General features: G+C 56.2%; 10 protein-coding genes. 3 read left to right on the top strand and 7 right to left on the bottom strand.

All coding sequences use genetic code 11. The features are described from left to right. Positions 1-34 precede the first annotated feature (34 nt). From AB0A83_RS08370 to AB0A83_RS08345, 6 genes are all read right to left on the bottom strand, one after another. On the bottom strand, positions 35-808 hold the full coding sequence (locus tag AB0A83_RS08370; RefSeq protein WP_367155996.1) for an ABC transporter ATP-binding protein: 774 nt from the start codon (positions 806-808) through the stop codon (positions 35-37). Continuing rightward, positions 808-1,527, bottom strand: coding sequence for an urea ABC transporter ATP-binding protein UrtD (urtD, locus tag AB0A83_RS08365; RefSeq protein WP_232056859.1), 720 nt, complete (start codon positions 1,525-1,527; stop codon positions 808-810). Before urtD ends, AB0A83_RS08370 begins: the two co-directional genes overlap by 1 nt. 83 nt (positions 1,528-1,610) lie before the next feature. Then, on the bottom strand, positions 1,611-2,729 hold the full coding sequence (gene urtC / locus AB0A83_RS08360) for an urea ABC transporter permease subunit UrtC (protein WP_150047832.1): 1,119 nt from the start codon (positions 2,727-2,729) through the stop codon (positions 1,611-1,613). 225 nt (positions 2,730-2,954) lie between these two features. Beyond that, on the bottom strand, positions 2,955-4,673 hold the full coding sequence (gene urtB, locus AB0A83_RS08355) for an urea ABC transporter permease subunit UrtB (RefSeq protein ID WP_367155995.1): 1,719 nt from the start codon (positions 4,671-4,673) through the stop codon (positions 2,955-2,957). Between the two features lie 148 nt (positions 4,674-4,821). Beyond that, on the bottom strand, positions 4,822-6,129 hold the full coding sequence (gene urtA, locus AB0A83_RS08350) for an urea ABC transporter substrate-binding protein (protein ID WP_150047830.1): 1,308 nt from the start codon (positions 6,127-6,129) through the stop codon (positions 4,822-4,824). Positions 6,130-6,220: 91 nt separating this feature from the next. Then, positions 6,221-7,453, bottom strand: coding sequence for a hypothetical protein (locus AB0A83_RS08345; protein WP_367155994.1), 1,233 nt, complete (start codon positions 7,451-7,453; stop codon positions 6,221-6,223). A 182-nt stretch (positions 7,454-7,635) separates the two neighbouring features. Between AB0A83_RS08345 and AB0A83_RS08340 the strand changes: the two genes are divergently transcribed. Beyond that, on the top strand, positions 7,636-8,388 hold the full coding sequence (locus AB0A83_RS08340; RefSeq protein ID WP_150047828.1) for a hypothetical protein: 753 nt from the start codon (positions 7,636-7,638) through the stop codon (positions 8,386-8,388). Between the two features lie 260 nt (positions 8,389-8,648). On the opposite strand, the gene AB0A83_RS08335 is transcribed toward AB0A83_RS08340, so the two are convergent. Beyond that, on the bottom strand, positions 8,649-9,134 hold the full coding sequence (locus tag AB0A83_RS08335) for a hypothetical protein (protein ID WP_367155993.1): 486 nt from the start codon (positions 9,132-9,134) through the stop codon (positions 8,649-8,651). A 391-nt stretch (positions 9,135-9,525) separates the two neighbouring features. On the opposite strand from AB0A83_RS08335, the gene AB0A83_RS08330 reads away from it, so the two are divergent. Both AB0A83_RS08330 and AB0A83_RS08325 read left to right on the top strand, forming a co-directional pair. Further along, positions 9,526-12,906, top strand: a complete 3,381-nt coding sequence (locus tag AB0A83_RS08330; RefSeq protein ID WP_150047826.1) for an ATP-binding protein — start codon at positions 9,526-9,528, stop codon at positions 12,904-12,906. Further along, positions 12,903-13,853, top strand: coding sequence for a response regulator (locus AB0A83_RS08325; RefSeq protein WP_150047825.1), 951 nt, complete (start codon positions 12,903-12,905; stop codon positions 13,851-13,853). The genes AB0A83_RS08330 and AB0A83_RS08325 overlap by 4 nt, the downstream gene beginning before the upstream one ends. Positions 13,854-13,862: the final 9 nt, after the last annotated feature.

Raw genomic sequence — 13,862 nt, 5'->3', positions numbered from 1 at the left:
TCAAATCGCGACTATGCGTCGCTCCTACACGATACTACACCGTCAAATAGCGCTTCACCATATCGTCCGCCAATTCGCCCATCGCGCCCACCGCCACATGGCGGCCGCGGTCCATGATGCAGAATTGATTGGCCACCTTGCGGGCGAACGGCAGTTTTTGTTCGACCAGCAACACCGTCACGCCCAGTTCTTTGTGGATGCGGTCTATGGCTTGATGGATCTCGCCGGTCTCCGGTTTGGGGCTTGGCGTGGCCACACCGCGCGCTTTGTTCAGGCGAATGATTACGTCGCCGATTTCGCTGACGATATTGGGCTGGATGCCTTCGGTGGGTTCGTCCAGAATCAGCAGGCGCGGACTCAATACCAGCGCCCGGCCAATAGCCAATTGCTGTTGCTGGCCGCCGGACAGGTCACCGCCGCGGCGTTTCAACATTTGTTTCAAAACCGGAAAAATCTCGAAAATGCTGTCCGGGACTTTTTTGATGCCGTGTTTGTTGGCGGCGCGCAGGCCGGTTTTCAGGTTTTCTTCCACGGTCAACAGCGGAAAGATTTCCCGGCCTTGCGGCACGTAACCGATGCCCAGTTCGGCACGGGATTCGGCCTTGGCTTTGGCCAGTTCCACCCCGTCGAATTGAATGCTGCCGTCGGCCACCGGCAGCAGGCCCATGATGGCTTTTAAAAGCGTGGTTTTACCGACGCCGTTGCGGCCCATCAGACAGACGCAGGCGCCGGCGGGTACGCGCAAATCCAGATCCCACAGGGTATGGCTGGCGCCATAGTATTGTTGCAATGCGCTGATATTTAACATTATCCCCCCAGGTAAACTTGAATCACGCGAGTATCGTTTTGCACCTCGTCCATGCTGCCTTCGGTCAGCACCGAGCCTTCATGCAGCACCGTGACTTTGCGGGCGATACTGCGGACGAATTCCATGTCGTGTTCGACCACCACGATGGAATGCTGGCCTTGCAGGGACAGCAATAACTCGGCGGTGCGCTCGACTTCCTGATGGGTCATACCGGCAATGGGTTCGTCGACCAGCATCACTTTCGGGTCTTGCATCAGCAGCATGCCGATCTCCAGCCATTGCTTCTGGCCGTGCGACAGCGCGCCGGCTAGATTTTTTTGTTGCCCCGCCAAACCGATAATCAGTAACACTTGCTGAATGCGGTCGCGTTGCTCGCTGTTGAGTTTATGAAACAAGGTCGGCCAGGTGCGTTTGTCGGTTTTCAAGGCCAGTTCCAGATTTTCGAACACGGTCAGGGCGTCAAACACGCTGGGCTTTTGAAACTTGCGGCAGATGCCGGCCTGGGCGATGGCCGGTTCGTCCAGCTCCAGCAAATCGATGGTCTGGCCGAAGAACACCGAGCCGCTGTCGGGCTTGGTTTTGCCGGTGATCACGTCCATCAAGGTGGTCTTGCCGGCGCCGTTGGGGCCGATCAGGCAGCGCAGTTCGCCGTCGTCGATATACAACGACAGATGGTTCAGCGCGCGAAAGCCGTCGAAGCTGACGCTAACGTCTTCCATATACAAAATGGTGCGGTGGCTGGTATCGATAACGTTTTGATATTGCGGACCCGCATTGCCCGGAAAATTGACGATGTGCGAATTCATGCCGGTTCTCCTGCCGGGCTGGCGACTAGGGGTTTGGGTTTGCCGCGGCGGCGCAGCAGGCCGACGATACCGTCGGGCATTAACAGGGTGACCAAAATAAAGGCGCCGCCTAGGCAAAACAGCCAGGCATCCGGCATCAGACCGGTCAACACGGTTTTGGCGTAATTGACCAGCACCGCGCCGATGATAGCGCCGTACAAGCTGCCGCGCCCGCCGACCGCCACCCAGATGACGATTTCCAGCGAGTTGAGCGGCGAGAATTCGCTGGGATTGATGATGCCGACCTGCGGCACGTACAACGCCCCGGCCAACCCGGCCAGCATTGCCGCGAACACGAACACCCAGAGTTTGAACAATTCCACCCGGTAGCCCAAAAAGCGCACCCGCGATTCCTGGTCGCGAATCGCAGTGACTACCCGGCCCAACTTGCTATTGACGATCCAACGGCACAGCAGCAAGGCGCCGATCAGGCTCAGGCCGGTGCAAAACAACAAGGCCGAACGCACGCCTTCGGATTGGATGTTGAAGCCGAGGATGTCTTTAAAATCGGTCAGGCCATTGTTGCCGCCGAAGCCCATTTCGTTGCGGAAAAAGGCCAGCAATAGAGCGTAAGTCAAAGCCTGAGTAATGATGGACAAATACACGCCGGTGACCCGCGAGCGGAACGCCAGCCAGCCGAATACAAAGGCCAAGATGCCCGGCGCCAGCAACACCATCAGCATGGCAAAGCCGAAGTTGCCGAAGCCGTACCAGTACCAGGGCAGTTCGGTCCAGTTCAAAAACACCATGAAATCCGGCAACTCCGCGTTGCCGTACACGCCGCGGGTGCCGATCTGCCGCATTAAATACATGCCCATGGCATAGCCGCCCAAGGCAAAGAACGCCCCCTGCCCCAACACCAGAATCCCGGCGTAGCCCCAGACCATGTCTAGCGACAGGCCAAGCAGGGCGAAGGTGAGGTATTTGCCGATTAGGGAGACTGAATAGGCTGAGAAATGCAAGGCGGAATCTTCGGGGAAGATGAGGTTGCACAGGGGGATCAAGAGGGTTATCGCCGCCAGCGTGGTTAGGGTGGTGGCGTAGGTTTTGTCTTGAGTCAGATTTTGTAGGTTCATTTGACTGCCTGGGTTTGGTGTCGCTATCGCGACGGTTTTTTCTACGTCGGGTGTCGGCCCGACAGCCGACTTCAAAAGTAGCCCGTCGCGGTAGCGGCACAAAGTCAAATACCTCACCAGCCGACGCGTTGGGTTACGGCTATCGCCTAACCCAACCTACATATTTTGGAATCCTTCTAATTCCCACGCGGCACAGGGGAACCAGCAAACGCAAACCCCAAAACCTCAAGATTCCGCCGCCCTGCCTTTCTGCGGAAACAACCCCCGCGGCTTCTTCTGAATAAACAAAATAATGAACACCAGCACCAGAATCTTCGCCAACACCGCCCCGGCATAAGGCTCCAACACCTTATTGGCGATGCCCAACGAAAACCCGGCCACCAACGTTCCGAACAAATTCCCTACCCCGCCAAACACCACCACCATGAAGGAATCGACGATGTAAGCCTGACCCAAATTCGGCCCGACGTTGGTAATCTGGCTCAAGGCCACCCCGGCCACGCCGGCGATGCCGGAGCCCAAACCAAACGTCATCGCATCGACTCTGGCGGTGGGTATGCCCATTGCTCTGGCCATGCCGCGATTTTGCGCAACGGCGCGGACTTCCAGACCCAGTTTGGTGCGCTTCAGGATTTGCAGCAGCGCGGTGAACACCAGCAGGCAGAAGATCAGGATGTAAAAGCGGTTCCAGGTCAGTGAGAGAAAGTCGTTGATCTGCCAGGAGCCGCTCATCCATTCCGGGGTGGAGACGCTGCGGTTCAGCGGCGAGAAGATCGAGCGCACCGCTTGTTGCAGGAACAGGCTGACGCCGAAAGTCGCCAGCAAGGTTTCCAACGGCCGGCCGTACAGGAAGCGGATGATGCCGCGCTCGATGGCGATGCCGACCAAGGCCGCGACCAGGAAAGCCATCGGAATCGACAGAATCAACGCCGTACCCAGGTTGTTGGGCAGCAGTTGCTGCATCACGTACGTGGTGTAAGCGCCGAGCATCATCAGCTCGCCGTGGGCCATGTTGATGATACCCATCACCCCGAAGGTAATCGCCAAACCGATGGCGGCCAGCACCAGCACCGCACCCAGGCTCAGGCCGAAGAACACGGTTTCGATCGCCGCGTAGGTTTGCAGGCGGCTGTCGATTTTCTTGACCGCAGCCTTGGCCTGTTCCACGATTTCGGCATCGGCTTGACTGTCCGCTTCGGCCAACTGGCGCAAACGGTTATAGGCTTCCTGACTGTCGTGATCTTTCAATTCGGCGATGGCCGCCAGTTTGCCGGCTTTGTCGTCGCCGGCCAGATCCTGTAACCATAATGCTTCCTGCAAGGCCGTCAAAACTTTATAGTCGTCTTCCTTCTGCAAACGCTTGCGCAACAACTCGACGATCTTGGCGTCGGGGTCTTTGCCGATGGCTTTGACCGCCGCCAAGCGCACATCGGCATTGCCGGCGTTCAGTTGTAACAAGCCGATGGCTTTACGCAAGCTAGTCCGTAATTTATTGGTCAGACTGATTTTGGCGACGGCGTCGCGCTCGACTTCCGGCAACGCCAGCTTGCCGTCGAAAGGATCGCGCAGGTTGTAGCCTTTGGCACTCTCGCCGGCAATCACCAGTTTTTCTTGCGCTTTCCAGTCGTAAAGTTGCCCGTCTTGCAAGGCTTGCAACAACCTCAGGCTACGCGGATCTTCCGCTAATTGCTCGATGGCTTGCTCGCGTTCATTCATGCTGCCGACCCGCAATTGCTGCAAAGCAGCGGCATAGGGATCGATCTCTTGCGCCAGCGCGGTGCCGGCAACCGGTAGCAACAGCAAAATGCCGGTCAGCAGTGTCATGGCGAGCTGTAAAGCGCCAAGTCCGCGCGCCCGGCCGATAGCGTTTGTCGACGAAAGCGTTTGGAAAACACCGCCGGCGCTCAGCGCCACTGTGCCGACGAGAAAGGCAAGCTGACGCATCCCGGGACTGCGAAATGACGGTGTTTTCCAAAGGTTTTCCGATAAAGGTTTTAGCATGTTCCGTATATCCGCAGGTTGGGTGGGCGCAGTGCGCCCACCGGGGTGATAACCGTTACGGGCGGGTACTGAGGTACCCGCCCTGCACGCCTTAGTAATTTTGGCCGGAGCACTTTTTGGTTTTGGTGTTGTAGTTGCCGCAGTTGATAGGGGCGGTCCAGTCGGCGATGATGGGTTTGCTGTCCGGCAGGAAGTCGGACCAGGCGTCGCCGTCAACCACTTTGTTGGTTTGCCAGACCGTGACGAATTGCCCGTCGTCTTGAATCTCGCCGATCAACACCGGTTTGCTGATGTGGTGGTTAGGCAGCATTTTGGCGGTACCGCCGGTCAGGTTGGGAAATTCGACGCCGATCAAGGCTTTTTGTACCGCGTCCGAATCGATGCTGCCGGCTTTCTCGACCGCTTTTACCCACATATTGAAGCCGATGTAATGCGCTTCCATCGGGTCGTTGGTCACCCGTTTCGGATCTTTGATGTAGTCTTTCCATTGCTGGATGAAGGCGGCGTTTTTGGTGGTATCCACGCTCATGAAGTAGTTCCAGGCCGCCAGATGGCCGACCAGCGGTTTAGTATCCATGCCGGACAATTCTTCCTCGCCGACCGAGAACGCCACCACCGGAATGTCCTGTGCCGATACGCCCTGGTTACCCAGTTCCTTATAGAACGGAATGTTGGCGTCGCCGTTGATGGTGGAAACCACCGCGGTTTTCTTGCCGGCCGAACCGAACTTTTTGATGTCGGCGACGATGCTTTGCCAGTCGGAATGACCGAACGGCGTGTAGTTGATCATAATGTCCTTATCCTTGACGCCCTTGTCTTTCAAATAGGCTTCCAGAATTTTGTTGGTGGTGCGCGGATAGACGTAGTCGGTACCGGCCAACACCCAGCGTTCGACCTTCAAGTCGTTCATCAAATAATCGACCGCAGGAATGGCTTGCTGATTGGGGGCAGCGCCGGTGTAGAACACGTTTTTGGAGGATTCTTCGCCTTCGTATTGCACCGGGTAGAACAGAATGCCGTTCAGTTCCTCGATCACCGGCAATACCGATTTACGCGACACGGAAGTCCAGCAGCCGAAGATTGCGGCGACTTTGTCCTTGGTCAGCAATTCGCGGGCTTTTTCGGCGAATAACGGCCAGTTGGAAGCCGGGTCGACCACCACCGCTTCCAGTTTTTTGCCCAATAAACCGCCTTTTTTATTTTGCTCGTCGATCAACATCAACATGGTGTCTTTCAGCGTAGTTTCCGAAATAGCCATGGTGCCGGACAGGGAATGCAACACGCCGACCTTGATGGTGTCTTCGCCTTCGGCGCGTACCGGCGTCGCAGCGACCAACAGTAGCGACGACAGGGCGGCGCCTATCGCCAGTTTACGAAAGGGATTGCTCAGTATTTTCATCGTTATAGTCCTAAGTGAGGAGAAATCGTAGAGGCGAATTCATTCGCCCGTCTTTCAACATGCAGGGCGAATGATTTCGCCCCCTACGCCGTTAAATTTGCCATTGAAAGCCGACCATCATCTGGCTGACGTCCTCGCCGGTGGCGGTGGTTTTGTAATTCAGGCCTTTGCTCAACAGGTCGCCGTATTGGTAGCTGGCGAAAACTTTGGCGTTGTGACCGTCGATAATGTAGTTGAGGCCCGCTTCGTAGACTTCACGGGTCGCGCTGGTGCTGGGCGCGACATTGACATAGCGCAGAAAGGGTTGAAATTGGCCGATGCCGATTTTTTGCGGAAACAGATACATGCCGCTGACATCGAAGGCATTGCCTTCGAACATGTCGAAGCCGCCGCCGGCGTCGCGAGAAGCTTGGCTATAGCCTTGCGAAATACCGTAATTCTTGTATTCGCCGTTCAAGGTAATCACCCCGCCGCCCGGCAAGACCTTTTCCAACAGGATGTCGGCGGTAGTGCCGCGAAAGTTGCCGGCGTCGAGCGCCGTGCCGGCACCGTCTTCCTGATATTGGTTGGACACGCCGACGGTCAGGATGTCGCCGCCCTTGCCGTAATACGTGCCGGAGGTGTAATAACCGGGGTTTTTCTCCACTTCCCAAAAGTTGTAGGCGAAACGCTGGGCATACAAGATGTTGTCGTCGGCATTGGCGCCGCCGCGCAAACCGCGGAAGAAACCCACCGCATATTGAAAACGGCCATCTAAAGCCGCGCCCCAGAACGTGGCACCATCGTCGCGGCCGAACGATCCGGCCGAAGTGCCGTCGGACTTGATCACCAGGTTGTAATCAGACGGTTCGAACGGGGTGCCGGCGGAAAAGATGTTATACACCGCGCTATAGAAGGGACCGTTCATCTCGCGACGCTCGGCCGGTACCAGCATCCGGCCCACCCACAAATTGGCGTAAGGGTTCACCTCGAATTTGCCGATCGCGTCCAATACCCGCACCTCGCCGCCGTTACTGCAGGTTTGGCAATCGGTATTGAATTCGACTTTCAAATATTTGTGGACCTGACCGTTGATGTATAAACGGATGTTGTCCAAATTGAAGTCGTTGCTCCATTTGTCGCCGTCGCCACCGGCCGCGCTTTCCTGAGCCCTAAAACTGGTACGCAAACCTGCGCCGACGCTGACCCATTTGGTGTCGTCGATTTTGAACGTCGCGCCGGCTTGCGTATCGGCTACATAACCCAAAGTCAAAAACGCCATGGTGGTGCTGCAAATCAGGCGCACCTGCCGCCCGATCGCCAACTGTTGTTCTGAACCGCTCATTTAGTATCCCCTGTCCGGATTGAAACTCGCCTCAGCCTGTGAGCCGCGGCAAAAAAACTTCGAGGACATTGTTGATTTTTGCGTGCATGCGTCACAATCAGGCGAATGACTGATCAGTTATTTGACGTATGGCCGGAGCATTCCGGCTCTCGTACAGTGCATGCCTAACGAGGAGACTAACTATGAGCATTCGCAACCTGCGCCGTGTGGCGCTAGCGGTCTTGCTGGCCGGCTTGCTGCGCGGCGCCCCGGCCGCCGACGGCGACCGTATCGACGCCATTCAATTTCAGCTGGACCCCACCCATCTCGAGCAGTTCGGCTTAGATTTGGATGCCGACGAACTAGGTGGACAAATCAAACGCAATTTGTCCCAATGGCAATATCCGTTTCCGGATAACGGCCCTTACAGCCATAAACTGGACGCAAAAATCGGCAAGGTTGAACACGGCGACACGCCGGTCGGCTTTTCCTTTTCCAGCGGTAATTCCGACCCACGGGCATTGGATTTTCAAAAAGCCGACGTACTTCCGGTCAGTTGCGAATTACGCCGCAGCGACAACGAGGCTATGCTGGCGCAAGCCAAATCGACTTTCAGCGCCCGGCCGTTGGCACGTAGCAAAGGCAAGGCCTTGGTCAGCGAAAAGCTGATCGATCAAATCGGCACCGCCTGTTTGAATCTACTGGAAGACTTGCCGCGCTCCGCCGACATGGCGCAACGCCGCGCGCAAACCGGCAGTTTTAAACCCAGCTGGATGCCGGACGTGCGGGTGGAAGTCAAAGAAGTGCCGGTCGCGGCGCCGGCCGGCGGCGAACTGAAACCGCTAGCACCGGCAAACGGCGACGACTCGAGCAGCAACGTCGAATTGAAGAAAGAGATCATCATCCATAACCAGGGTAACCCGGTGATCTTTACCTTCGGACATGAAAGGAAATGAGGGTGTTACGCTGGAAGTCATGGTGGGAATGACACATAGCCGCGATTCGCAAGGCCGTCATCGCGACTATGCGTCGCTCCTACCAAACGAGCTTTCATTTGCCGGGGCAATTACCAGGCCTTCATGATCGTTACTGTGAAAGTCATCGAAGGAGCCGCACCCTCGTTGCAAATAGCCTTGCGCATCGCGACGGAGCGCCGCACCACGAGGATTGAACATCAACACCAAGATATTTGCCCGCCCCGTCACAGCGTTTGCAGCTATTTCACCGCCGGAATTTTTTCGCCGACTGGCGTAACGCTTTCTGTTGGGGGAGTAAGCGCATCCAGGGCTTCGGCGGTTTTGGCTTTCGTCTGTTCGGCTACGGCTTGTGCCTGTTGCGCGGTTTGTTCGCCGGTCTGTTTCGCTTGGTCCAGAGCGGTTTCGGCAGCACCCTCAAGATTGGCGGCAGCCGCTTGACCGGCGTCGACCGCTTCGGCTGCGACGCTTTGCGCACTATCGACCGCACCCGCCGCGCCGTCGGCCGCTTGTTGCAAGGCGTTGTCCATGGCCGCGGCGGCGCCTTCCACTTGCTGTTGCACGGACTGAGCGGATTGCAACGCCTCACCCATGGCGGTTTCCGGCGTGCTGGCCGGCGGCGGTGCGGTCACTGCCGAGGTTTCGGTGGCGGCGGGTTTGTCGCCCGAGTCGCAAGCGGACAACAGGCTGCAGATGCCGATGGTCAATAACAGAGTTTTCGTATTCATATTCGGTACCTAGTGTGTAGTGGATGAAGGCGCTTCCGCTGCGATTTTCCGTTCGACAAACGCCGCTTAGGCGTTTGCCGGTCAAGAAGCGATCCGGATTTCAGTATAAAAAGCTTAGTTAAAGAAAAACTTAAGAGGTAGGCGCGGCATGATTGACCACCCCCTGATGATGACCGGCATTGCCTTGGCACGAGCAAAGCCAGCCGGGACAATATTGCGCTAGCAAGCCGCTTACCCCCTATGTATAACCCCAAACATAGAAAATGGTCGCAAGCACCGCAAAGATTTTACAGGGAGCGGTAAACCGGAATACTCTGGGCATACGCGGCCATCAAACCTGAGGGTAACCCGCCAACCGTACCGTTGAACCTTATGACCTGCTGTCGGTAACGTGAATACCATCTATCAAAACATTACTAAAATTCGCCGCGACTACAACGCTTTGGTCGCCAACGAAACCCTGGAAGACTATGCGCTACGCTATGCGCCGCGCAGCTTCCGGACTTTCAGCGAATTTCAGATTGCCAACACCGCGTTCGGTTCCACCTCGTTTTTGGTGTTGGAAGCCATAGGCGGATTTTTATCCATCAATTACGGCTTCACCAATGCCTGCTGGGCCATTGTTATCGTCGGGCTGATCATTTTCGCGACCAGCTTGCCGATCAGCTACTACGCGGCCCGCCACCACATCGACATCGATTTGCTCACCCGCGCGGCCGGTTTCGGTTACATCGGCTCCACGATTACCTCGCTGATTTATGCGTCCTTCACGTTTACCTTGTTCGCGCTGGAAGCCTCCATCATGTCTCTGGCCTTGGAACTGTATTTCGGCATGCCCTTGGCTTACGCACACGTGGTCAGCGCGCTGATCGTGATTCCGCTGGTAACCTTCGGCATTACCACCATCAGCCGTATGCAGCTGTGGACCCAACCGTTGTGGCTGGCTTTGCTGATAGCGCCTTATGTCGCGGTGCTGCAGACCGAATCAGAAGCGGCCCTGACCTTGAGCAGTTATTTTTGGATTGCCGGCAGCGGTCAGGGTTTCGATTGGCTAGCGTTCGGCAGCGCCGCCACCGTGGCCTTTTCTATGGTGGCGCAAATCGGCGAACAGGTGGATTTTTTGCGTTTTTTGCCGGATAAAACCCGGAAAAACCGTTGGCGTTGGTGGGGGGCGATGCTGACGGCCGGCCCCGGCTGGATTTTCTTCGGCATGTTGCGGCAAATCGCCGGTGCGCTGCTGGCTCATTTGGCGATACGTCACGGTATAGACCCTCATCACGCGCACGAACCCACGCAAATGTACTTAGTCGCTTACGGCGAGCTGTTCAGCGACCCACGCTGGGCCTTGGCCGCCACCACGTTATTCGTGGTGCTTAGCCAGATCAAAATCAACGTAACCAACGCCTACGCCGGCTCTTTGGCCTGGTCGAATTTCTTTTCGCGCCTGACCCATTGTCACCCCGGCCGGGTGGTTTGGCTGTTTTTCAACGTGTTGATCGCCTTGCTGCTGATGGAGTTCGGCGTGTTCGGCGCGCTGGAAAAAGTGCTGGGATTGTTTTCCAACATGTCGATAGCCTGGATCAGCACGGTGGCGGCGGAATTCATCATCAACAAACCGCTACGCCTCAGTCCCCGGCAAGTGGAATTCAAACGCGCGTATTTGTCGGATTTGAATCCGGTCGGCATCGTCGCAACCTTCGTCGCCTCCGTTGTGTCTATTTTGGCCTACGTCGGCTTGTTCGGCGCCTATCCGCAAGCGTTTTCCGCTTTCATCGCCTTGGGACTGGCTTTCGTGTTGGTACCGTTGGTGGCTTGGATCAGCCGCGGCAAACACTATTTAGCACGTCCCAACCACTATCACGGACACGGCGGGGAAGAAACCTGTTCGATTTGCGAGAATGGGTTCGAACATGAAGACCTGGCCTATTGTCCGGCCTATGGCGGCAGTATTTGTTCCTTGTGCTGCACCTTGGACGCACGCTGTTTGGACTCCTGCAAAGTCGGCTTTCGTTTCGACGATTATTTGGAACGCACCGCCGGCCGTTTTTTACCTTCCCTGTTCGACATCAGCGCGCGTTTGCGCTTGTTGCGCTTCGGCTTGTTGTTCGCGTTTTTAAGTATTTTGACCGGGATATTCGTCAGCATCATTTATTACCAAGATTTGTTGAGCGTACAGCACAATCCGCCGGCATTCGGCCTGTTGATCAATAATTTTCTGAAAATATACGCCTCGCTGCTGGTATTCATCGGTTTGTGTACCTGGTGGCTGATCTTGAACGCGGAAAGCCGGCGCATGGCCCACGAAGAAACCGCCAAACAAACTCAGTTGTTGGTGCAGGAAATCGAGGAACATAAAAAAACCGACTTGAAATTGCAGCAAGCACGCAAGGTAGCGGATACCGCCAACCAAGCCAAAAGTCGCTTTCTCAGCAACATGAGCCACGAAATCCGCTCGCCGCTAAACAGCATCATCGGTTACGCCCACATTTTGCATCAGGATCAAGCGATACCGGCGCATAGACGTCAGGCGGTGGAAACCTTGAAACGCAGCGGCGAACATTTGGCCTCTTTAATCGAAGACATTCTGGACATTGCCCGCATCGAAGCCAGAAAGTTCGAATTCAAAAGCCAAGCCATCGATTTTCAAGCGTTCATCGAACATTTGGTACATCTGTACAAAGCGCAGGCAGAAGATAAGGGCTTAAGTTTTACCTGCCAATTGACTAGCGCGATTCCGCAGCGAGTGCGCTGCGACGAAAAACGGGTCGGGCAAGTGTTGATGAATTTACTCGGTAACGCGATCAAATTCACCGGACGCGGCGGCATTGCGTTCCGCATCGGCTATAGCGGCGGGGTCGCCAATTTTCAAATCAGCGACAGCGGCAGCGGCATAGCTCCCGAACAATTGCAAAATATTTTCCAGCCGTTCGTACGCTTGGACAACCGGACCGGCAATGCGACAACCGGCAGCGGTTTGGGTTTGACCATCAGCAAAACCTTAACCGAAGTGATGGGCGGCGAGCTGACCGTACAAAGCGAGGTCGGCAAAGGCTCGACTTTTACCGTGCGCTTGCTGCTGCCCAGCGTCAGCCACGCCGGCGCCGGCCTCAACGAACCCGCGGAAGCCGTCATCGGTTATCAAGGTCGGCGCCGGCGCATCATGGTGGTCGACGACCAAACCGACCACCGCGAAGTGCTATTATCGATTCTGGAACCCTTGGGTTTTTACTTGAGCGAGGCCGATTCCGGCGAAGACTGCTGCATCAAAGTGGGCGACGAAAACCCGGACCTGATCTTATTGGATATTTCGATGACCGGCATCGACGGCATCGAGACCGCCATTCGCCTGCGCGAACGCGGCTTGCAGATGCCGATTATCGTGTTGAGTGCCAACGCCTATCCGGACGACCGTAAGGCCGCTTTAAACGCCGGCTGCAACGATTTTCTGGCCAAACCGCTGAAAGTGGCGGAGTTGATGCAAAAACTCAAACTGTATCTGGCCTTAGCCTGGGTTTATAAGGATGGTACCCCCCAGCCGACCACAGCCGAACCGCCGCCGTTGCGGGTACCGCCGCTGCCGCTGCTGGAGGGGTGCGTCGCTTACACCCGTATCGGCGATTTGATCGGGCTGAAACGGCATCTGGCCGATTTGGCTGCGCAACACGTCGAGTACCGCCATTTTTTTGCCAAACTCACCTCGCTGGCCGATCAATTTCGCCTGGGCGAAATCAGGGCACTGTTGAATATGAACGGAAAACAGGAGCAACCATGACGCTGGAAGCCGCCGGCAACGGCATTGTATTAATCGTGGACGACACACCCGGCAACCTGGCCTTACTATCCGATACCTTGTTCGAAGCGCATTACCGGGTATTAGTCGCCACCGACGGTCTATCCGCCCTCGAACAAATTCAATACGTTAAACCGGACATTATTTTGCTGGACGTGTTGATGCCCGGTCTGGACGGTTTCGAAACGTGCAACCGCTTGAAAGCCAACCCTGCCACGGCCGGTATACCGGTGTTGTTTATGACCGGCTTGAGCGAACTCGACCATTTATTGCGCGGTTTCGGCGAAGGCGCGTTGGATTACATTGTGAAACCGATACGCCCGGCCGAAGTGTTGGCCCGTATCGAGGTGCATTTAAGTCAAACCCGTAACCTGCGTCGAGCGGAACGCTTGTTGGCGGAAACCGAAATCGCCGTTGCGGCGGTCGACGCATCGGGCCGTCCGGTCTGGCTGACTCCGGCCGCCAGTCAATGGTTACAGGAATTTGCCGCAGCCTGCGGCTTGCCGGAACACAGCGGCTTGAATGCGCCGCTACCTTCTCCGCTATTGGCGGCATTTCAGCAATGGCTGGCTAAGGACAGACAGGCCGCTTCGTTGCCAGACCTAGCGCCGGGCTTTTGCGTAGAGTGCAATCCCTGCGAACAACCGGACGAATACTTATTATTATTGCAACGGGTAGCGGAGGAAGACGCTTGGGAGCCGCAAACCCTGCGGCATAAATTGAAATTGACCTGCCGCGAAGCGGAGATTTTGATGTGGGTAGCGCGCGGAAAAACCAATAAGGAAATAGGCATCATCTTGAACAGCAGTCCGCGCACCGTCAACAAACACTTGGAACACGTGTTCGAAAAGCTGGGCGTTTCGACCCGGGCCGCCGCCGTGGCGATGGCCCTGAACCCGGACGAAAAAACCAAGCAGGATCGGCTTTAAACCGCTAGC

Origin of the sequence: Methylomonas sp. HYX-M1, assembly GCF_040741385.1 — a bacterium.
GTDB lineage: Bacteria > Pseudomonadota > Gammaproteobacteria > Methylococcales > Methylomonadaceae > Methylomonas > Methylomonas rhizoryzae.
Note: the sequence above shows the minus strand (reverse complement) of the source record. Positions and strands in the feature narration are given on the sequence as shown.

Coding starts and splice junctions, on each gene's coding strand:
- AB0A83_RS08370 (WP_367155996.1), bottom strand. CDS start 808: ATGTTAAATATCAGCGCATTGCAACAATACTATGGCGCCAGCCATACC.
- urtD (WP_232056859.1), bottom strand. CDS start 1,527: ATGGAAGACGTTAGCGTCAGCTTCGACGGCTTTCGCGCGCTGAACCAT.
- urtC (WP_150047832.1), bottom strand. CDS start 2,729: ATGAACCTACAAAATCTGACTCAAGACAAAACCTACGCCACCACCCTA.
- urtB (WP_367155995.1), bottom strand. CDS start 4,673: ATGCGTCAGCTTGCCTTTCTCGTCGGCACAGTGGCGCTGAGCGCCGGC.
- urtA (WP_150047830.1), bottom strand. CDS start 6,129: ATGAAAATACTGAGCAATCCCTTTCGTAAACTGGCGATAGGCGCCGCC.
- AB0A83_RS08345 (WP_367155994.1), bottom strand. CDS start 7,453: ATGAGCGGTTCAGAACAACAGTTGGCGATCGGGCGGCAGGTGCGCCTG.
- AB0A83_RS08340 (WP_150047828.1), top strand. CDS start 7,636: ATGAGCATTCGCAACCTGCGCCGTGTGGCGCTAGCGGTCTTGCTGGCC.
- AB0A83_RS08335 (WP_367155993.1), bottom strand. CDS start 9,134: ATGAATACGAAAACTCTGTTATTGACCATCGGCATCTGCAGCCTGTTG.
- AB0A83_RS08325 (WP_150047825.1), top strand. CDS start 12,903: ATGACGCTGGAAGCCGCCGGCAACGGCATTGTATTAATCGTGGACGAC.